The sequence below is a fragment of the Virgibacillus carmonensis genome, assembly GCF_057836705.1.
On the sequence record NZ_JBYQFJ010000025.1, the window covers coordinates 1 to 19,529 of the forward strand.

General features: G+C 35.7%; 22 protein-coding genes. 10 read left to right on the forward strand and 12 right to left on the reverse strand.

The window, feature by feature from the left end; genetic code table 11:
- The 10 genes from AC3G7N_RS15950 to AC3G7N_RS15995 form a co-directional block, all read left to right on the forward strand.
- A partial coding sequence (locus AC3G7N_RS15950) for an arsenic transporter (RefSeq protein ID WP_489423158.1) occupies positions 1-1,113 on the forward strand: 1,113 nt, incomplete at its 5' end.
- Between the two features lie 214 nt (positions 1,114-1,327).
- Positions 1,328-1,747 (forward strand): arsenate reductase (thioredoxin), encoded by a 420-nt coding sequence (gene arsC, locus AC3G7N_RS15955; protein WP_489423159.1) that lies wholly within the window; start codon positions 1,328-1,330, stop codon positions 1,745-1,747.
- 86 nt (positions 1,748-1,833) lie between these two features.
- Entirely contained in the window at positions 1,834-2,196 is a 363-nt protein-coding gene (gene arsD, locus AC3G7N_RS15960; protein WP_489423160.1) for an arsenite efflux transporter metallochaperone ArsD, read from the forward strand.
- A gap of 20 nt (positions 2,197-2,216) precedes the next feature.
- Positions 2,217-3,992 (forward strand): arsenical pump-driving ATPase, encoded by a 1,776-nt coding sequence (arsA, locus tag AC3G7N_RS15965; RefSeq protein ID WP_489423161.1) that lies wholly within the window; start codon positions 2,217-2,219, stop codon positions 3,990-3,992.
- A gap of 25 nt (positions 3,993-4,017) precedes the next feature.
- Positions 4,018-4,965, forward strand: a complete 948-nt coding sequence (trxB, locus tag AC3G7N_RS15970; protein ID WP_489423162.1) for a thioredoxin-disulfide reductase — start codon at positions 4,018-4,020, stop codon at positions 4,963-4,965.
- 43 nt (positions 4,966-5,008) lie between these two features.
- On the forward strand, positions 5,009-5,278 hold the full coding sequence (locus AC3G7N_RS15975; RefSeq protein ID WP_489423163.1) for an adhesin: 270 nt from the start codon (positions 5,009-5,011) through the stop codon (positions 5,276-5,278).
- A gap of 191 nt (positions 5,279-5,469) precedes the next feature.
- Entirely contained in the window at positions 5,470-5,823 is a 354-nt protein-coding gene (locus tag AC3G7N_RS15980) for an ArsR/SmtB family transcription factor (RefSeq protein ID WP_489423164.1), read from the forward strand.
- 21 nt (positions 5,824-5,844) lie between these two features.
- Positions 5,845-7,152: an NAD(P)-binding domain-containing protein gene (locus AC3G7N_RS15985; protein WP_489423165.1), complete on the forward strand. Its 1,308-nt coding sequence runs from the start codon at positions 5,845-5,847 to the stop codon at positions 7,150-7,152.
- A 53-nt stretch (positions 7,153-7,205) separates the two neighbouring features.
- Entirely contained in the window at positions 7,206-7,997 is a 792-nt protein-coding gene (locus tag AC3G7N_RS15990; RefSeq protein WP_489423166.1) for an alpha/beta hydrolase, read from the forward strand.
- Between the two features lie 150 nt (positions 7,998-8,147).
- Positions 8,148-8,588, forward strand: a complete 441-nt coding sequence (locus AC3G7N_RS15995; RefSeq protein WP_489423167.1) for a GNAT family N-acetyltransferase — start codon at positions 8,148-8,150, stop codon at positions 8,586-8,588.
- A gap of 578 nt (positions 8,589-9,166) precedes the next feature.
- Here the strand turns inward: AC3G7N_RS15995 and AC3G7N_RS16000 are convergent.
- From AC3G7N_RS16000 to AC3G7N_RS16055, 12 genes are read right to left on the reverse strand one after another with little or no spacing between them, the layout of a single operon-like run.
- Positions 9,167-10,012 carry a conjugal transfer protein TrbL family protein gene (locus AC3G7N_RS16000; protein WP_489423168.1) on the reverse strand — a complete coding sequence of 282 codons (846 nt, stop codon included), beginning with the start codon at positions 10,010-10,012 and terminating at the stop codon, positions 9,167-9,169.
- Positions 10,013-10,030: 18 nt separating this feature from the next.
- Positions 10,031-10,513 (reverse strand): hypothetical protein, encoded by a 483-nt coding sequence (locus tag AC3G7N_RS16005; RefSeq protein WP_489423169.1) that lies wholly within the window; start codon positions 10,511-10,513, stop codon positions 10,031-10,033.
- 19 nt (positions 10,514-10,532) lie between these two features.
- On the reverse strand, positions 10,533-12,029 hold the full coding sequence (locus AC3G7N_RS16010) for a VirD4-like conjugal transfer protein, CD1115 family (protein WP_489423170.1): 1,497 nt from the start codon (positions 12,027-12,029) through the stop codon (positions 10,533-10,535).
- Positions 11,992-12,453, reverse strand: a complete 462-nt coding sequence (locus AC3G7N_RS16015; protein ID WP_489423171.1) for a hypothetical protein — start codon at positions 12,451-12,453, stop codon at positions 11,992-11,994. Before AC3G7N_RS16015 ends, AC3G7N_RS16010 begins: the two co-directional genes overlap by 38 nt.
- A gap of 14 nt (positions 12,454-12,467) precedes the next feature.
- The gene (locus AC3G7N_RS16020; RefSeq protein WP_489423172.1) at positions 12,468-13,046 is read right to left on the reverse strand and encodes a hypothetical protein; all 579 of its coding nucleotides are present in this window, start codon (positions 13,044-13,046) and stop codon (positions 12,468-12,470) included.
- 15 nt (positions 13,047-13,061) lie between these two features.
- A complete protein-coding gene (locus AC3G7N_RS16025; RefSeq protein ID WP_489423173.1) occupies positions 13,062-14,117 on the reverse strand; it encodes a bifunctional lytic transglycosylase/C40 family peptidase in 1,056 nt (351 codons plus the stop codon).
- A 25-nt stretch (positions 14,118-14,142) separates the two neighbouring features.
- Positions 14,143-15,531 (reverse strand): hypothetical protein, encoded by a 1,389-nt coding sequence (locus AC3G7N_RS16030; RefSeq protein WP_489423174.1) that lies wholly within the window; start codon positions 15,529-15,531, stop codon positions 14,143-14,145.
- 19 nt (positions 15,532-15,550) lie between these two features.
- Complete coding sequence (locus tag AC3G7N_RS16035) at positions 15,551-17,530, reverse strand: VirB4 family type IV secretion system protein (protein ID WP_489423175.1); 1,980 nt, start codon at positions 17,528-17,530, stop codon at positions 15,551-15,553.
- A gap of 20 nt (positions 17,531-17,550) precedes the next feature.
- A complete protein-coding gene (trsD, locus tag AC3G7N_RS16040; RefSeq protein WP_489423176.1) occupies positions 17,551-18,207 on the reverse strand; it encodes a TrsD/TraD family conjugative transfer protein in 657 nt (218 codons plus the stop codon).
- A gap of 9 nt (positions 18,208-18,216) precedes the next feature.
- Positions 18,217-18,564 (reverse strand): hypothetical protein, encoded by a 348-nt coding sequence (locus AC3G7N_RS16045; RefSeq protein WP_489423177.1) that lies wholly within the window; start codon positions 18,562-18,564, stop codon positions 18,217-18,219.
- Between the two features lie 15 nt (positions 18,565-18,579).
- Positions 18,580-18,840: a CagC family type IV secretion system protein gene (locus AC3G7N_RS16050; RefSeq protein WP_489423178.1), complete on the reverse strand. Its 261-nt coding sequence runs from the start codon at positions 18,838-18,840 to the stop codon at positions 18,580-18,582.
- 3 nt (positions 18,841-18,843) lie between these two features.
- Positions 18,844-19,524 (reverse strand): hypothetical protein, encoded by a 681-nt coding sequence (locus AC3G7N_RS16055; RefSeq protein ID WP_489423179.1) that lies wholly within the window; start codon positions 19,522-19,524, stop codon positions 18,844-18,846.
- Between the last annotated feature and the right edge of the window lie 5 nt (positions 19,525-19,529).

Consider the following 19,529-nt stretch of genomic DNA (forward strand, 5'->3'; position numbering starts at 1 on the left):
TTTGTAGCGATTATTATTATTTCCCTTATTCTTGATGAGATTGGCTTTTTTGAATGGGCTGCTCTTCATATGGCTAGAATAGCCAAAGGTAATGGGAAGAAAATGTTTATTTATGTGATTCTTCTAGGCGCCGTTGTTGCGGCTCTTTTTGCCAATGATGGAGCTGCGCTTATTCTCACACCGATTGTACTTGCGATGGTGAGAAATTTAAAATTTAAAGAAAAGATGATTTTGCCGTTCATTATGGCAAGTGGTTTTATCGCAGATACTGCCTCGTTACCACTTGTTGTGAGTAACTTAGTTAATATCGTTTCGGCAGACTTCTTTGGAATTGGATTTATTGAATATGCTACACGCATGATAGTACCAAATTTCTTTTCAATAGGTGCAAGTATCCTAGTGCTATATCTGTTCTTTAGAAAAAGCATTCCAGAAAACTATGATGTAAATCAACTAAAAGAACCAAAGCAAGCGATCCAAGATCACAAAATGTTCCGTTTGTCTTGGGGCGTACTTGCGGTATTACTGATTGGCTATTTTGCAAGTCAACCTTTAGGAATACCGGTCTCGATTATAGCGGGTATTGTTGCGATTTTCTTCCTTGTTATGGCGAGAAGAAGTTCTGCGGTTGAGACTGTTAAAGTTGTAAAAGGAGCTCCATGGGCAATTGTCTTTTTCTCTGTAGGAATGTATGTCGTCGTTTATGGTTTGCGCAATGTCGGATTAACCGACGTGCTAGCTAACGTTATTCAGTACACGGCTGAACAGGGATTGTTTGTTGCCACGATTTCGATGGGATTCATTGCAGCGATTTTATCTTCGATCATGAACAATATGCCAACCGTCATGATCGATGCGTTAGCAATTGCTGAGACAGATACATCAGGAATTATGAGGGAAGCGTTAATCTATGCGAACATCATCGGCTCAGATTTAGGACCGAAAATTACGCCAATCGGTTCTTTAGCGACATTGTTATGGCTTCATGTTCTTTCGACAAAAGGATTTAAAATCTCTTGGGGATATTACTTTAAAGTAGGTATTATCCTTACCGTGCCAACGCTGTTCATTACGTTAACAGGATTATATCTTTGGCTATTGCTTATTTTATAAGTAACTTTTAGCTTCAGGAGATAATGATATATTTTCTATGAGCATTTGCCACCTTTGATTATAGTTGTTGTGTGTAAGGCTTTTGGCTGTTTGGGGCTAGGTTAAAGAAATTCAGCCCATGCCCCATCGTTAGGATTCTCTCTTAATAACTGGACACTATAATAAGCATTAAAAGAAAATAAAAAATAGAGAAACGAGAAGGAGAATAAACCACATGTCTAAAAAAACAATTTATTTTTTATGTACTGGTAACTCTTGCAGAAGCCAAATAGCCGAAGGCTGGGCGAAAAAATATTTAGGTTACGAATGGGAAGTGAAAAGTGCAGGGATTGAAGCACATGGTTTAAACCCGAATGCAGTCAAAGCTATGAATGAAGTAGATATTGACATCTCGGATCAAAAATCGGATATTATTGATCCGGAAACTTTAAATAATGCAGCTATGGCTGTTACGCTTTGTGGAGATGCAGCAGACAAATGTCCAATAACACCTCCTCATGTGAAGAGAGAACATTGGGGATTTGATGATCCTGCAAAAGCAGAGGGAACAGAAGAGGAGAAATGGGACGTATTTCAACGTGTACGTGATGAAATTGGTGAAAGAATTAAACACTTTGCGGAAACTGGTAAGTAAAAAATAGTCAGGGGAATTTCGAAACCCCTGGCTATCATTAGAATATACATATAAGTGTATACTTATATTGTTATGGAGGGGTAAACATGGGTACACTAGAAATTTTTGATCCAGCAATGTGCTGTTCTACGGGTGTTTGTGGACCAAGTGTAGATCCAAATTTAACACGCGTTGCATCAGTGATCTATTCCTTGGAAAAAAGAGGATTTGATGTTACAAGATATAACCTTTCAAATGAACCTGGTGAATTTGTTGAAAATAAAAAAGTGAATCAAATTCTACAAGATAAAGGTGCTGATGTACTACCGGTAACCATACTGAATGGGGAAATTGTAAAAGATTCAAGCTATCCAAGTAATGAGGAATTTTCCAATTGGTTACAAGTTGATATGGAAGATTTAAAAGATAAACCGCAAACACGAGTAACAATTGATATTGATAAACTATAATTTGAAAGGGGGAAACATCGATGTATGAATCTTTCAAACCCAAACAAGTGGTACAGACACCATTTTTATTCTTCACTGGAAAAGGCGGCGTTGGTAAAACATCTATAGCTTGTGCGACAGCCGTGTCTCTTGCTGAACAAGGAAAAAAAGTACTTTTGGTCAGCACAGATCCAGCTTCCAACTTGCAGGATGTTTTCAAAATCGAATTAACTAGCAATCCATCTCAAATTCCAAGTGTGCAAAATTTATTTGCTTGTAATATTGATCCAGAAGAAGCTGCGAGAACATATCGTGAAAAAACGGTTGGTCCGTATCGTGGTAAGCTGCCAGAATCAGTTGTTTCACAGATGGAGGAACAGCTTTCCGGTGCTTGTACGGTAGAAATCGCAGCATTTGATGAATTCTCTCATCTTCTCGCTGATGATACTATTTTAAAGCAGTACGATCATGTGTTATTTGACACGGCGCCGACTGGACATACACTTCGCTTGTTGCAGCTACCAACCGCATGGAGTGGATTTTTAGAAGAAAGCACGCATGGCGCTTCTTGTCTAGGACCACTGTCAGGTTTAGGAGAGAAAAAAGATTTGTATGCGCAAGCCGTCAGGTCTTTGTCAAATCATGAAAAGACAACCTTGATTCTGGTTTCACGTCCAGACGTATCATCTTTAGTAGAAGCAAACCGAGCATCTTTAGAATTGAAAGACATTGGTATTCAAAATCAGTTGCTTATCATCAATGGGCTTCTTCAGACCCATCAGCCAAATGATGAAGTATCAACAGCTTTTTACGAGCGTCAGCAAAAGGCATTAAATAAAACGCCTGAAGAATTAAAACAGATCGAAACATTATCTGTACCATATGTTTCTTATTCCTTAACGGGCATTGATAGTCTACGTCAATTAGTTAGCGATAAACTATTTGTTGAGATAGAAGAAAATAGAAGTGATTCGGAAGCCATTTCATTGCCAGGATTAAATGAAGTTATCGACGATTTTTCAGCTAAAAATACACGTGTTATTTTTACGATGGGTAAAGGAGGAGTTGGAAAAACATCGATTGCTTCCGCCATTGCCGTCGGGCTTTCCGAAAAAGGGCACAAAGTCCATTTGACAACAACAGATCCGGCAGCCCATCTTGAGTACACCTTTAAAGATGGTGCCATGAAAGACAATCTGTCCATCAGCAGTATTAATCCGGCAACAGAGGTCGAAAAATACAAACAGGAAGTGCTTTCGGTTGCTGGAAAAGAACAGGACGAAGAGGGACTCGCTTATTTAAAAGAGGACCTAGAATCACCTTGTACAGAAGAGATTGCCCTATTCAGAGCTTTTGCGGATATGGTGGAGAAATCAAAGGACGAAATTGTCGTGATTGATACGGCACCTACTGGACACACATTGTTATTACTAGATTCAACGGAAACGTATCACAAGGAAATAAGTCGTTCAACAGGGGATGTGCCAGATAGCGTAAAAAGACTGCTACCCCGACTTCGAAACCCGGAAGAAACAGGAGTTGTCATTGTAACGCTTGCTGAGGCAACACCAGTGATAGAAGCAACACGGTTGCAAGAGGATCTTAAACGGGCGCAAATAGTTCCAAAATGGTGGGTTATTAATCAAAGTTTACATGCAACAGAAACAAAGGATCCAATACTAGCCGGCAGAGCTAATACTGAAAAAAGATGGATTAAAAAAGTAAGGGACGAATTGGCTGAAAAAGCTGCCATTATTCCATGGATAGCTGAAGAAAAAATAGGATATGCAAAATTAAAAGACTATATAAGGAACTAATTATGTATATTTTGGAGGATGTATGATGGAAAAAGTCGTTATTTTAGGAACAGGTCCTGCTGGGTTGACAGCAGCTGTTTACCTAGCAAGAGCCAATATGGAACCACTAATCATTGAAGGACCCGAACCGGGTGGCCAACTAACCCTAACTACAGAAGTAGAGAATTTCCCAGGGTTCCCTGATGGAATTATGGGACCTGAATTGATGGATAATATGAAAAAACAAGCCGAGCGATTTGGAGCCACGTTCAAAAGAGGATGGGTAACAGATGTTAGCGTTGAAAAGCGACCCTTCAAACTATCTGTGAATGGTTTAGGAGATATTGAAACACAATCTTTGATTATCTCAACAGGAGCATCAGCTAAAATGCTACAAATACCCGGTGAGAAAGAAAACATCGGGAAAGGTGTAAGCACCTGCGCAACATGTGATGGATTCTTTTTTAGAGGGAAAAAGGTTGTTATCGTTGGTGGGGGAGACTCTGCAATGGAGGAAGCCAATTTCCTTACGAAATTCGCAAGTGAAGTACAAATTGTACACCGTCGTAACGAACTAAGAGCATCTAAAATTATGCAAGATCGCGCCCATAATAATGAAAAAATCACCTGGGTTCTTAACAAAACCCCCGTTGAAATGGTTTCTGACGGCATGAAAATCTCTGGATTATCAGTGAGAGATAATGAAACAGGTGAAGAAGAATTAATTGAAACCGACGGTATTTTTGTTGCTATTGGACATAATCCAAATACCGAATTTTTAAAAGGAAAGCTGGATATGGATGAAAATGGCTATCTCTTAGTGGAACCTGGAACTACGAATACTAAAATTCCTGGTTTATTTGCATGTGGAGATGTTCAAGATCAGAAATACCGCCAAGCTATTACAGCAGCCGGAACAGGCTGTATGGCAGCTATGGACTCCGAACGATTCATAGAAGGAGAAGCAACTATGGATTGGAGTCAATCTTTGTAAGTCCATTTCATATAATTTTTATCATACGAGAGGGGAAAAAGTTATGAAAATTACCGAAGAAGCAAAACAAACGTTAACTACAATTATGGGAAAACGTGGAGTCGAGGGAATTCGCATACATTCTGCAGGCGCAGGTTGCTGTGGTCCACAGATAGGTTTATCCCTTGACCATCCAGAGAAGACGGATTTAATTAAGGAAATAAACGGTATTCGCGTCGCTATCGATGAACAAGTGAAAAGCTCCATTGATGCATTAACATTAGATAAAGATGGAGAGCAATTTGTGTTGTTAGGATTAGATAATTGCTGTTAACAAAAAGGTCTCTTCGGAGGCCTTTTTATGTCTCAATAAATTCTTCACCAAAGCTTACTACTTAAATTTCTCCCATGTTCAGGTTATTAAAAAAAAAATCAAAAAAATTTGATTAAATACTTGAAAATCAATTTAATTTGATTTATGATTAATACATCAAAAAAATTTGATTTATGATTGGAAGGATAAACATGATTCCAGTAAAAGTCGATTTACAAAGTACTTTTAAACACTACGAAAAAACATTTAAGGCTTTAGCAGACGAAAAAAGATTGCAACTACTTAATCTATTAGCTAATTCTCCAAATGATTCTATTTGTGTTTGTGACTTAGTGGATGAGATGGTGTTGGCTCAATCTAAACTTTCTTACCATATAAAGATTTTGCTACAGGCCAATTTGATAATTAAAGAAAAGAAGGGAACTTGGAGTTACTACTCCCTAAATCATAAAGAAATAAATAATGTTCTTTCGGAAGAACTGTGTTGCTTATTTCGCAAAACTAATGGCAATGCAATAGAACAAGCTTGTTCTTGTTCCAAGTAAATTTTAAGAGGAGAGATATACATGTTATCAAATTTACCTACTGTAGTTATTGGAGCAGGACCGGTAGGACTTGCGGCAGCTGCACATTTACACGGATATAACCAAAGTTTCCTTATCTTAGAGAAAGGGGCCAAAGCTGGAAGTAACATTCTTCAATGGGGGCACGTTCAATTATTTTCTCCTTGGGAATTTAACATTGATCAGGCTGCTAAGGAATTATTAAAGCAAACTCAATGGAAAGAACCAGAAGCTAATAAATTACCTACTGGTAAAGAACTAGTCAACGAATACTTAAAACCTTTATCAAACCTTCCCCAAATCAAAGAGAATATAATCTATAATGCCGAGGTTATCGATATAACGAAAAAAAACATCGATAAAATGAAATCTAATTTACGTGATCAAACACCATTTGTGTTATATGTAAAAGTAAATGGATCGATTGAAAAGATAGTAGCGAAAGCAGTTATAGATGCCAGTGGTACTTGGAACAATCCGAATCCTCCATCTGCAGATGGTATCTGGAAAAGTGAAGGATTACAGAAGAAGCTATATACGCATATTCCAGATATTGCTACAGAAACAGAAACTTTTAAAGATAAGCATGTTGCTGTTATTGGAAGTGGACATTCTGCATTAAATACGTTAATAGATCTGACCGAATTAAAAGCAGAATTTCCGAACACAAAAATCTCCTGGATTATTCGTAAACAGCAAGTAAATGAGGCTTTTGGAGGAGAAGAGAATGATGAGTTAGCAGCCAGAGGAGAGCTTGGCTCAAAAACTCATCAGCTTGTTGATAATGGTGTTGTGAAAGTGCAATCAGGATTTTATGTAGAAGAAATAACAGAACAAGTTGGATCTTTTGTCATTCATAGCAGTGATGGGATATCTATAAGTAACGTAGACGAAATTATTGTGAATACGGGCTCTAGACCTAATTTCTCGTTCTTAAAAGAATTAAGATTGGATGTAGACCCTATAGTTGAAAGCACAACAGAACTCGCTCCCCTTATAGACCCTAATCTTCATAGTTGTGGCACTGTTCGTCCACATGGGGAAAAAGAATTGCGTCAACCAGAACGAGGTTTCTATATGACAGGTGTAAAAAGTTATGGTCGTGCACCAACATTTTTAATGGTAACCGGTTATGAACAAGTTCGTTCTATTGTTGCTTTTCTTTCTGGAGACATTGAAGAAGCTACAAAAGTTAAGTTGAGGTTACCTGAAACAGGAGTATGCCAAGTTAATCCGGATCCAAAGAAATTACAAATAATTGGAGTGAATACTGGGGAAAGTAGCTGCGGAGATAGCAATTGCGGTTGTTAGTAGGACACAATTAATTGATCTAGAATCTTTCAAATTTGGGAGAGGTGACGTCTGTGATTTTAAGAACGGAAATCATTTATTCAAGAGAACTAAACAGTCGCAAAACCTGCTATGTTGGCTTGCCCGACGGGTATTATCAATCTGAAGAAAATTACCCGGTTATTTATTTGCTGCATGGGGGTTATGGTACGGAAACAGATTGGATTTCTAAAGGAAACGCAATCGAAACAACAGATTTTCTTTTTAGCCAATGTAAACTAAGAGAATCGATTATAGTTATGCCAAGTGACGGGGGATATGATATTGGTACCTTTTATGCGGATTGGTATGATGGATCCGGAAACTTTGAACAATATATGATTTTTGATTTAATACCTTCGATAGATCGTACATTTCGAACTCAAAAAACAAGAGAATCTAGAGTGATTGCTGGTTTGTCTATGGGGGGATACGGAGCATTTATGCTTTCATTGCGCCATCCCAATTTATTTGGAGCAGCAGCTAGCATGTCTGGTGCTGTAGGTAGTATTTCTGCAATGAGACCTTTTTTGCACGATCGAATCCTTGGTCCAATAGAGGGTTCACATGCGAAGAAATATAATTTACAGGTGCTTGCTGAACAAAGAATCAGCGAAAATATTTATCCGATTTTGTATTTTGACTGCGGCAAAGAGGATAATTACTTATATGAAGGTAACTTATGGTTTAAAAAGCAATTAGAAAAAATCAATTACCCTTTTAATTTTAATGCTTTTTCGGGTGGACACGACTGGGGATATTGGAGAATTCATTTGGAGGATGCATTAGTATCCTTTGAGGAATATTTTGATACTCCAAATAAATAAATGAGCATAAACTGTTCGGATGAAGACAGAATTCTTGTTGGATCCATGTTTCCTCCTGAAATTTTGAAACCAGTAATACTCAAACGGGGCGCTTATCTTGAATATTGCAATCCTTATTTCAAAATTAAATTAAAAGATAGGAGAAAAAGCATGTTAGAGGTTGTAAATATTAAACCAGAAATGACTTACGGTCTTAGACATAGTGTTCTACGTCCGCACCAAACAGTTGAAGAATGCAAATATGATACGGATCAAGAAGAGTATTCATTTCATGTAGGAGCATTCTATCAAGAGAGTCTTATAAGTGTTGCATCCTTCAATGTCGAAAAGAATCCTAATTTTCCTATTGAAAAACAATATCGCTTAAGGGCAATGGCAACACTTGAGGATTTTCGAAAGTTAGGGGCAGGAAAAGCAGTGGTTAACTACGCTGAAAATTTTATAAAAGAACAAGGCGTTGACCTTTTATGGTGCAAAGGAAGAACTTCAGTACAAAAATATTATAATAAACTTGGTTTTAAAAAACATGGTGAAGTATTTGACTATCCACCTATTGGTCCGCATATCATGATGTATAAAAAACTAACATAAACACTAAGTGTGAAATCACCTTAGAAATTACCTTTTTTCCTATTTCAATCTTTACTAGAAATCAAGTTTTTTACGTTAGATTACTTTAATATAAATATTTTGTGTGATTATTTTTTCAGCTAAAAGGTGCTTTTCTTCAATAACGGGCGCTATTGTGGAACAACATAAGTAGAAATGAAGGCTACATAAATTTAATGTGGATATAAAAAAAGGTGATTTTGAATTACCTTTTTTTACAATGCCGGATATCTCTTAGCATAAGGAAATCTGGCTTTTATGTTCCTAAATACTATCTTAGTGAGAGTCAAACGTCAAAATGCTGGTGTTACCTATTAATTTCATTTGCTCTCTCATCATATTCTTTTTTTCTAGCCTTTTTTTCTGCACATATACGTTGTATATCTTTTTTCATTTGTTTAACTTCACGAAAAATTTCTTCCAAACTTCCTTAGATTCTTCATCAGTGAATATTTGCATATACACTTTGACTCTCTTACCCAATAAATAAGTAAGAAGAAGAAGGAATATAACAGCTATAATATTCTGCTGTAGATTTCCTTCTTCAAATAAAACATCCATTATCTTGTACGCCCTTTAACCATAGCTAATCGTGAAACAAACTTTCCTCCATTAATTGTTGCACCACTTGAACCAGTTGCATACCACATGTGACGGGTAACACTTGGGCCACGAATTAGTAATACTCCAAAACCGATTAACAACATGAAGTTCCACCAAGTCAATTCCATTGTTATAATCTGTACCATGGCTACCATTAATGCCATTTGTAAAATGATGGTTGTGATCTGGGATAAAACTTCTCGCCACCACACCGACATATAATTATTTTCATCAGCGCAAATAGAAACTGCTGCAAAAACAGAAAGTAGCTCAAGTAAAATTAGGTCAGCATGATAAATGCACATTTTAATTGCAAAAGCGATAAACGAAACCAACAAAAACCCTAGTAGCACAAGAAATACAAATCCATCACCAATCATGTCCCCAATACTTCCTTTGTGAAGAAAATCCATAATACCATTTGTTGTATACCTACCTAACTTATCAAACATCCACGTTCCTAACGGAGAAACAAATCCTAAAACCAATAACGTTAGTATAGCGGGTAATATCGCAACCATTGCGGAACCTAAAATAGCACGAACGATAATATCTGATAACCCTACCTGAGCACTTCTCCCCGTTCCAGCTGTTTGGATCATATGCATAATAACTTTATATAAACAAATACAAAGCATCAATGTACCACCAAATGCTATAAATATCGGGAACAAATCTTCCAAGAATCCAGTTAAACCTTTATGGGTAAATATAAGATTGCTTAAGGCATTAAATACAAAGTCCATCAACTCTGTTATTAAGTTTCTAAAAAACTCTTTGATATTCTCTGTTATATCAAACATGAATTAAGCCCCCTTTCGTTAATTTACCTTGTTTATCTTCCATTCTCCGTCCTTAATGACCATTTCAACTTTTAACAAGCTATCTTTAGCTGACATTTGATTTGTTTTTAAACCTAGTGTAACCGTTTCATTTTCTTCATTTACTTTATGATTATTTATAGAATAATCATTGTAAAAAACAGTTTTACCGCTTTTAATATCTTCCAATAGGAAAAACAGAACCCTGTTACGAATTGTATCGTTTTCTCTATTTTTAAGAGCTTGATTTATTTTTTCACTGTATTTTTTTGTGAAGAATTCTTTCATATTTTCATTTATCATCTTTTTAATATCTTCATTTTTTAATGTTGTAAGTTCTTCTTCATTTTCATAAAGAGCAAAAAATTCTTTTAATCTTTCTTTACTATCTTCCGCAGCAGTATCAGGAGTGAATCCTCCACTACCTCCACATGCTGTGAGTAATAAAATGCTTAACATTACTACTGGAAACCACTTTTTCATTCGTAACCACTCCTTCTATTTAATTATTAAAGAATCCTGCTGCTGCATCATCTTGGGAAGCATGCACTTTTTCTCTTTTTTCCTTTTGTCGTTCTTCAAATTTATTTATTTTATCCTGATAAGCATTTAATACTTCTTGATCCGGATTACTTGTATAGTTCATTTGGCTAACCGTAAACTTCCCCACTTCATTTGATTTCGGAATTAATCCTGGGAACAATTTAAATTGATATGACTTTTTAGCAATAATGGGATTCTTACCCGTAATAATGACAATACTGTCATTCGTGTTCATCGTAAGTATTTCGTCTAAGTTTTTTAATTTCCTTCCTGTATAAGAAAAGCTTTCAGATGCAGAATTGCTTTCATTTTTCCCTCTATTTTTTGATGTTGATCCTGTTTCAACCTTAACGGTTGCATCTCCTAATTGCTTCATGAAATATTCAGCACTTGTTGTATTTACGTTCCCTAAACAGATACGTACAGCGCAGTTTCCCATAATCGATTCTGCTTTCTCCCTTCCATACATCGCTTGGATTTGTGTAATGTTTTGCAGGATTGTAGCAACTCCGATTCCATATCCCCTACATGTAGCAAGGAAGATCTCATAGTTATTAAATCTACCTAGGTTTGGAAATTCGTCTAAGATGAAATAAACAGGTTGAGGTAGTCTTGCATGATTCTGATCACCGATTCGATATAGCTCGGTAAACATTTGTTTGAAAAAGAGATTAATTAATCCTTCCCATGTATCATCCATGACTGGAATTAAAACATATAAAACAATTTTCTTTCGGCCAACATCACCTAAAAAAAAATCAGAAAAAGAAGTAAAGGACGAAACTTCATCATCAATGAAGTCCGCTATAGTAGTAAGTAATGACATGATGATGGAACCTTGCATTTCCCCTTTTGACTTTTTATATCCTAGTTCATAAGCACGTCTAGCAGGGTGACCTCGATCGAGCAACATAAACTGATCGTCTAATTCACTTTCGCCTTCTTTGTTTTTTACAGGATCAAACTCTTGGAGAAAGTCTAAAACGCCTGCCATGTTTTGTGAATCAGGTTTCATTTCATGTACAGAATATAATATTAAAGCTCTGAGTAAAGCTAACTGCGTATTGTACCAAATATCTTTTGTGTTCGTATCGTTTTTGGAGGCAACAACACTATTCGCAACAGTTGAAGCCTCTTTGTTTTTAGTGACATAGTCAAAGGGATTGTAACGATCACTATTTTCCATATTTTTAAAATTGATCACTCGTACCTCATAACCTTGTTTTCGTTTAATTTCTGCTGTTTCTTCATACACTTCACCTTTTGGATCGGTTACAACAATGGAACATTCTCTTTCATTTAATACATTGGTCATTACATAGCTTTGTGTTTTATACGATCCAGGGCCACCAACGACTAAGTGATTTCGATTGGCTGCTTTACTATCCGTTGGCTGTATTAAAAGCTTTTTGTCAAACTCACCTAGTATAATTCCGTTCGTTTTCATTTCTGCCATGTTGAGATTCCCCTTCCTCCATTAATTGTAGCAATTCGTCAAAAGCATCTTGATGTTTACATCCAATGAACTCACCTTTATGGAATATCTCTTTCGGTTTTCCAAATCGTGCTGAACCATGGCTTTGTTCTTTTTCATCTACTTCCCACCCTTCTTTTGTTTGCCCTAAACGATAGGCAAGAAAGATAGAATAGAAAAATGCAGCAACTGATAAAAAATAAAAAATAGGATTCTTTGCATCTATTAATGTATTAATGGTGTCAAACGGGTGAAGCAAAATGGTTAAACTTTCATCCTTTATTGCATCAAGAGAAAACGATTTTATATTATCTGCTAAAAATGGAATAAGGGTTGCAATTTGTAAGGTAAGGAGAAGCGTAATAACAAAGGTGACAATAAATATAAGGATTCTTTGTATTTTCATTGTTGTTCTCCTTTCTAGCTCTGACTTAATGGATTAATAAATCCATAGGATTCAAGACTTGTAATCAGATAACCACCCCTTTTTTCTTCTATGTCGATTCTAAATAATTGATTACGTTTACTTGGTTCACTTCCCTCAATCTTATAGCTACTAGTCATGTAAACCAATGCGTCTGTTACACCTTTTCCAGAAGATGGTGTGATATACATTTTAATACCATTTACGTTGTTTTTGAATTTCATCTTCGGAACATCTGTCCCCATCATGCCCTGGATGTTGTGTAGAATATCCTCCTTCACCATTCCCTTTGCTACATCAAAACGAGATTGATAATCTTCATTTGTATAATCGAACAATATCCTAAACACTTCTTTGGTAAAATCTATTTCAGTTTGAGCCGCCTGTATATCTTTACTATTTTCATTGCTTGTTTTTGTTTGTTCTTGTATAGCCATTACACTTTCAACTTGTTTCGACTTTTGCTTATCCGTTGTTGTTTCTGGTTCATTTTGCATGGTTAAAGCACCAACATATAAAAGGATAAAAACGATATTTGAAAGAATTAATCCTCCTATCAAGAAGTACTTTTTCATGTTGTTCACTTCCTTTTATTCGAAATTTGCAACCCGTCCAAAACCTACAAAGTGCTTCGCCCAATAATCACTATAAATGTTTGTAAAACCAACTCCTGAACCATTCGCATTAAACATGCGATTTCCACCTACGTAAATACCAACGTGTGTGATTCGTTTATGTGTATCATACGTGCCTTCAAAAAACACTAAATCACCAGGTTTGGCTTCTGCGATAGATATTTTTTGACTAGCATCGAATTGCCCTTGTGCGGTTCGTGGAAGGTTGATGCCGACCTGTCTAAACGACCACATCATGAGTCCTGAACAATCAAACCCTACCGAAGGATGATCACCTGTCCAAACGTATGGATCACCTTCAAATTGCATCATAATATCAAGTATTTCTTGTAATGCTTCATTATCTGCTAAAGCGATATCTACGTTTCCTTGCTGTGTTCCGCCACTTAACTTTGTCATAACGTGTTCTACATAATGAATATCACCATAACTATCCCATCCCAACTTTGCTGCTTGTTGATTAGCGAATTGCTCCGCAAGCCCAACAGAATGTTTTCCGCCATGCTCTGCAACAAAATGAATATAACCTGTACCAAAATTATACGCTTGAACAATCGTATAGAAATCAACCCCTGCATCTTCCCCCGTTTGAAGTAGAGTCTTAAAATAATGAACACCTACTTCAATACTTCTGGCAGGGTCTTGGATGGCATTTGGCGGTAATCCCAATGACTCCGATGCTTGCATAACATCTAAGGTATCAGAAGAGCCAAGTTCCTGATAAATCAAAGCTAAAAGAAACTCTGTATATTTTTCGATACCTTCTCTTTCGGTATAATGACCTAAAAGATCTCTCCATTTTGCAATATAATCAGGTACTTGCGCTTTCCCATCTATCGTTCCCATAGAACCAGGGAAAGTACCTATTTCTTCTCTATCTGCGCTTTGTAAACCTAATACTGCAGAAACGAGCAACAGGATGAGAATAAGAAACCCATACATAACTTTTTTCCAATGTTTCTTTGCAAGCATGACTCCTTTTGCGGTAGCTACCGTGGCTGTAGCTGACAATATATTCACCTTCTTTATTGTTTAATTATCCTTTCAACTTTTTTAATTGTTCTTCAGCTTTCTTTAATTCTTCATCAATTTTTTTCTTTTTCTCATCATCATCTGTTTCTTCTTTTCTCTTTTGTAGTTCCTTTATTTTCTTCTCAAGGTTCCCTATTTTTTCTTGTTTAGCTTTCGCTTTCTTTTTCTCCTCAATTAAGGTCGTAAGTTCTTCATCTTCGAATTTTTTTGCTAGATATTGGGCTGCATGTAAATCATCATGTTGAATAAATGCTCTCCCCATTCGATTTGCTAATGCAGGATCGGTAATAAAGCTTTTTCTGCCTTCTAATGTTGCTTCATCATAGGAAACAATCGCTTTTTCATCAGCTAGTTGAAGATTATCTTCTAATTGTAAATCTAGTATTTGTTCTTTTTGATCTTTTTCGTATAATAGAGAAATAACCTTTTCTACTGCTTGGTTGGTCGGAGAATAGGTTAGTGCCCACTGATATTGATCATGTTTTAGAAGGAAATCGGTAATTTCTTCTTTACCTTTTTGCATCTCTTCCATATAAGAAACAGCCTTTTGATAGTTACCTTCCTCTACAGCATGAACTTTATCGATTTTTAATTCTTTCATTTCTAGCTTCTGGTTGTATTCTTTTGCAAGTGCTACTTGTTGGGATTGATTAATGAAGTATCCACCTACCGCCCCTAAACAAAAAACTAGAAATGCAGTAACTAATACCGCATAGAATTTATTTTTTGCCTTCCTTTCAATGGACACAATGTCTTGAAAGTATTGATACTGTGTATATTCATAGCTATCTTGAAGATCTCGTTGCAACCCTTTAAGGGTTTCTGTTTCTTCTATGGTTTTAATTATTTTTGTGATTTGACCTTGTTCCCTACTAGAATGAAAGACTTTTTTAGGTTTATATGCTTTTACACCATGGCGTAAAAATGCTTCATAAGACTGGCATGAAATAAGCGAATAAGCCAAAGCTTTGTATTGTTCTAGAAATGATTGTTCCTGGTTATCCGCCATATGAAAGACATCCGTATATGCGAAACGAACACTTGTCATTGGTCGAAAGAAAACGGTACTTGGATGAAGCGAAACCCAATCCTCGTTATATAATGGATCCATTTCCAACACTTTTTTTACAGCTGCAATTCGAACCGGTAACGTTTCATTTTTCACTTGCTCTAAACTAATAAAATCTTCTGGAACCTCATAAGTTAAATGAATTCTTCCATTTTGTTTTTGGATCTCTTTTAGGAACAGCACATCTTTTTCCTGATTATGAATTGTCTGTAATTGGTTTAATTTTATTTCATCAAATGTGTTTGAATTTTTTTCGGTTAATTGAATGTGAACACTCTCTTTCGAATGTTTAATACTTCCAAACCCAAGGTTGTGTATTTTCATTTTCTTTCCTCCTTCTCATTTACGACATGGAATATTCTTTTGCTTCCTCGATCTCTGCTTTCGTCATCATTATTTCTTTCTCATATTCAGGTATAATGGTTGCTGAAATCTCATATTGTTTTTCATATCGCTTTTGATTCCAAAGTCGCAATTCTTCTTTCGTTAGTTGTACTTTCATGAAAGCACGATTGGAACCATGAATATAGAGGGCTTCCCCTTGACGTTTTGCCCGTAATAACTTTTGTTCTTCTTCCGAAAAATTTTCTTTTAACCGTTTCATCAATTCGTCAACTCCACTATTATCTAAACCAAAAAATACTTTTGTAAAACTATTTCCGATAATAGCTGGTCCCAAATTATCTGCTGCATCTAGTACGTCTTGAATTTGCTGTGTTCCTGCGATTGCCCCTGCGTTATATTTTCGAAATCGTTTATATGCATCATAGAAGAAACGCATAGAATCAGGGTTTTTCGATAAAAAGTGAAATTCATCAATAAAACAGTAAACAACTTCATCTTTGTTTTTCGTAATTTCATCCCACAAAAATGAAAATGTGTTTAAATATGCTGCGGCTTGGACATCAATTTCATTTTGTAATTGAAACAAGTTAAAACTGACAATTTGATTATCCAGACTGACGTTGGTATGTCCGTTGAATATGGTATTGGAACCTGTACAGTAACTTTCTAAAATGAAATAAAAATCTTTCACTCTTTCGAAACGTTCTTCATCAGTCTCTTTTAGTTGCTCTAACTGGCTGTATAAATCAGATAAAACCGGAAATTTATTTGACGGAATTACTTCAATCGTTTCATAGTTGAAAATTCCGTGTTGTTTATAGGTATCATGAAGAACTTTATCTAAAATAGATTTTTCAACCTGGGTTAAATCCGGCTTGATTACATTGAAAAAAGTTTTCAATCGTTGGATTTTATTTTTAATCAGGTACTCCACTGATTCATCCGTTTCTTCATTTCCAGTATCTGAACTAAAAATCTCAAATGGATTGATCTTGGTAGTAGAATTAGATGATAAATGAATAACTTGCCCACCTAATGCCTCAACAATAGAAGAATACTCATTTTCAGGGTCAATGATAAAAGAGCGAAACCCCATTGCAAATGTTCGCATAATTTTTTGTACAATGTACGTTGTTTTCCCAACACCTGATGTACCAACGATGACCATGTTTTGATTCAGGACCTTTTCTTCATTTAAAAAGTTAACCCCAATCAACGAACCTGTTTCCCGATTTACGCCTTCAATTTGGGCTGTTGGAGATAAATCTAGTATCTCTGCATCGTCAAAAGGCATAAATGATGATGCAGCTTCGGTGTTACTTAATCGTGATGTATAATCCTTCAATAAATTTTGATGAATCGGTAATGCTGACCAAAACGCTTGATGCATTCCTTTACTTGGGGTTAATTGTTTCAACCCTAATTTGGTAAGTGTTTTTTCGATGTTGTCATTTAAATTATCTAGTTCTTCTATGCTTCTCGCTTGCAGGAAAATATAGGTGAATTGTTCGATGTACGTTGTTTGAGAGCCTAAATATTTGTCTAGTTCACTGTTTGCAGAATCGATTCCTTTTTTTAATTGCTTTTTAAGATAAGGATCAACACTTTTTTCCATTTCTACGGTCTTGTTTTTAATCAGTTCGTTATAATGGTGAACCATTTTTGAATCGTCTGCTGATTGTAAATGCTGTGAAATCGTGATGTTTCCCTTTTTTCGCTTTAATTCTTCCAACCAGTTCCCTTGCTGTTCGGAGGGGTAGCCTGTTATGGCTAGTATGCGAATAAAATTACTTCCAGCTTCAATATGATCCGGCTTTTCTTCCCAGGAAAAGGGATAGATGTCATCGAGTGACTCTGTATCGATTACTTCGTTTATTTTTTCTGTTGATACAGTATCAGAAGTTGAAAGCATATCGATTTCTTTGGGTTTGTTTTGTGTTTTAGAAAAAGGCAGTAATAATGAACGAATAACGGACATATCTTTCACTCCTTTCTGTCTTATCTGTGATTAAAATTCATAAACCAATATAATATATCTTTGTACTCCCTTGCGTTTAACCTTCGTACCATTACATCGTAATCAATAAATGTGCTTTCTAATGACCGTTTCAATTCCTCTACCTTTTCATCTAAATTTTTGGCGGCCATTTCTAAGGACTCAATCGCTTCACCTTTTATTTTTTCACTAATCACGATGATATGTTTTTTCGTTGTCATTTCTGATTTATCCCTAAAATGCTCGTAATGCTCGATATAAGAACTAATCAGATGTTGTTTGATTTGATCGTTTTCTTCTTGCGCTTTTAACAAGCGACTTTTCCATGCGGTTAAGTATGGCTTCCAGTCAACCGGAACCGTCATATCTAACGTTTGGATAGAAGTATTCGTAGAGTTACCTGAAAAATGACTGGTTAAAAACGATGCATAATCATCAAATATATTCGTTTGTTCATACTCATTAAATAGTTCCATGTTAATACCCGTTGACGACAATGCAGCAACCAAATGATTATTGTCTAGTAGCACATACTCTAAATATTGTGCTTTGAGTAAGGACATATCCTGTATCGATTGGACGTTCCCTTGTTGCCTGTTTTTCTCATGTTCATGTAAGGATAACGAATAGGGTTTATCTTTTGTCTTTTGATTAAACATGGCATCACCTTATTTCAAAAAATGATTTTTTGTTCTTGTTTTAATGTAATACAGTTTTTGGCGATTTTTATATTCTTGTTGATACTTCAACCACTTTAAAATGGTAATGTTTTGGCGTTCTGTTATAGGTTTTGCTATAACAATCGCTAAACCAATGAACGCTATTAAAACACCAATGATAAGACGTATTACAACCAATAAAACGGTATATGGGGGAATTAAAACAACCCCTACTCCAATCAGTACAAATGGTAGAATAATAAACACAAAGCTTTTTAAAGAAATACCATTTGCAATGTTATAATCCGATTGAATATCCTCTGGAAACGTAAATCGTTTTCCTTTTTTATTTTCCATATTGATCAATCCTTTTTATGTGAAAAGTTGATAAATCCAAGGAAGTACCCAAACTAATGCTGCTCCCATTGCTACAGCTCCACCTACTCGACCAACTGCACGAAATATTTCATCTTTCTCATGTGGGTTCTTCAATTTGTGCATCCCTGAAATGATAATATACATGGCTACAATAATTCCTACCGTTACCACAAGACCAGTTAAAATTGTTTGAATAGATGTTAAAGCTGTATCAAGCCTCGCTCCAATTCCAGCTGTTGAATATAAAAAGTTCATACCTTATTCCTCCTTTTGTTTTTTACGTTTTAATGAAAGGGTTTGACTATATTCTTTCTTTTGAGAATGAAATTCTTTTAACCTCTTATTTAATTCTTTCTCAGATAAATAGTTTGTTAGTTTATTCATGCTTCCGTTGCCATTTATTTTCCCTAAGTAATTTCCTTCTTCTGTTTCGATAGCATGAACTTGATTTTTATATCTTTCGACTGCCTTATGTGTGGTTATGCCAAAAAGCTCAAACATTCCTTCTAGGATGGATGAACCTGCAAATTTAACTTCAGTTACCCCACGTTTCATTTTCAACGTAGTTTCTTTTAATTCTGGCATAGAAACACTATCTAATTCTTTTATCTCCTTTAGTGATGCACCTTTATTTAATAGGTGTCTTTCTAACTTTCCTTTGCTAATATCAACATTACTTTCCGCCTTTTGTTCCATTACTTCTCTACGTAACACTTGAATGGGTCTTCCATGGGTTACTGGCCACTGTTCTTTTTCTTTTTCAGATAAAGAATGAAACGTTTCGTATAAAATAGCTTTTTGCTTCACTTTATCCGTTAAAATCTTTTGAGAAAGGAATCGTTCATAAGAATGTTTTTCATCTGTCCGTATAGTTATGTGATCACCCCCTAATAATATAAATATAAAACAATAATATGATCTATATTTATATTTTACCATAAACT

What these genes read in the sequence shown, in the direction of transcription:
- AC3G7N_RS15975 (WP_489423163.1), top strand. Translation starts at nt 5,009, where the DNA reads ATGAAAATTACCGAAGAAGCAAAACAAACGTTAACTACAATTATGGGA.
- AC3G7N_RS16055 (WP_489423179.1), bottom strand. Translation starts at nt 19,524, where the DNA reads ATGGTAAAATATAAATATAGATCATATTATTGTTTTATATTTATATTA.
- AC3G7N_RS16005 (WP_489423169.1), bottom strand. Translation starts at nt 10,513, where the DNA reads ATGAAAAAGTGGTTTCCAGTAGTAATGTTAAGCATTTTATTACTCACA.
- AC3G7N_RS16020 (WP_489423172.1), bottom strand. Translation starts at nt 13,046, where the DNA reads ATGAAAAAGTACTTCTTGATAGGAGGATTAATTCTTTCAAATATCGTT.
- arsC (WP_489423159.1), top strand. Translation starts at nt 1,328, where the DNA reads ATGTCTAAAAAAACAATTTATTTTTTATGTACTGGTAACTCTTGCAGA.
- arsD (WP_489423160.1), top strand. Translation starts at nt 1,834, where the DNA reads ATGGGTACACTAGAAATTTTTGATCCAGCAATGTGCTGTTCTACGGGT.
- AC3G7N_RS16050 (WP_489423178.1), bottom strand. Translation starts at nt 18,840, where the DNA reads ATGAACTTTTTATATTCAACAGCTGGAATTGGAGCGAGGCTTGATACA.
- AC3G7N_RS15995 (WP_489423167.1), top strand. Translation starts at nt 8,148, where the DNA reads ATGTTAGAGGTTGTAAATATTAAACCAGAAATGACTTACGGTCTTAGA.
- AC3G7N_RS16030 (WP_489423174.1), bottom strand. Translation starts at nt 15,531, where the DNA reads ATGAAAATACACAACCTTGGGTTTGGAAGTATTAAACATTCGAAAGAG.
- AC3G7N_RS16010 (WP_489423170.1), bottom strand. Translation starts at nt 12,029, where the DNA reads ATGGCAGAAATGAAAACGAACGGAATTATACTAGGTGAGTTTGACAAA.
- AC3G7N_RS16045 (WP_489423177.1), bottom strand. Translation starts at nt 18,564, where the DNA reads ATGGAAAATAAAAAAGGAAAACGATTTACGTTTCCAGAGGATATTCAA.
- AC3G7N_RS16000 (WP_489423168.1), bottom strand. Translation starts at nt 10,012, where the DNA reads ATGTTTGATATAACAGAGAATATCAAAGAGTTTTTTAGAAACTTAATA.
- arsA (WP_489423161.1), top strand. Translation starts at nt 2,217, where the DNA reads ATGTATGAATCTTTCAAACCCAAACAAGTGGTACAGACACCATTTTTA.
- trsD (WP_489423176.1), bottom strand. Translation starts at nt 18,207, where the DNA reads ATGTTTAATCAAAAGACAAAAGATAAACCCTATTCGTTATCCTTACAT.
- AC3G7N_RS16015 (WP_489423171.1), bottom strand. Translation starts at nt 12,453, where the DNA reads ATGAAAATACAAAGAATCCTTATATTTATTGTCACCTTTGTTATTACG.
- trxB (WP_489423162.1), top strand. Translation starts at nt 4,018, where the DNA reads ATGGAAAAAGTCGTTATTTTAGGAACAGGTCCTGCTGGGTTGACAGCA.
- AC3G7N_RS15985 (WP_489423165.1), top strand. Translation starts at nt 5,845, where the DNA reads ATGTTATCAAATTTACCTACTGTAGTTATTGGAGCAGGACCGGTAGGA.
- AC3G7N_RS16035 (WP_489423175.1), bottom strand. Translation starts at nt 17,530, where the DNA reads ATGTCCGTTATTCGTTCATTATTACTGCCTTTTTCTAAAACACAAAAC.
- AC3G7N_RS15980 (WP_489423164.1), top strand. Translation starts at nt 5,470, where the DNA reads ATGATTCCAGTAAAAGTCGATTTACAAAGTACTTTTAAACACTACGAA.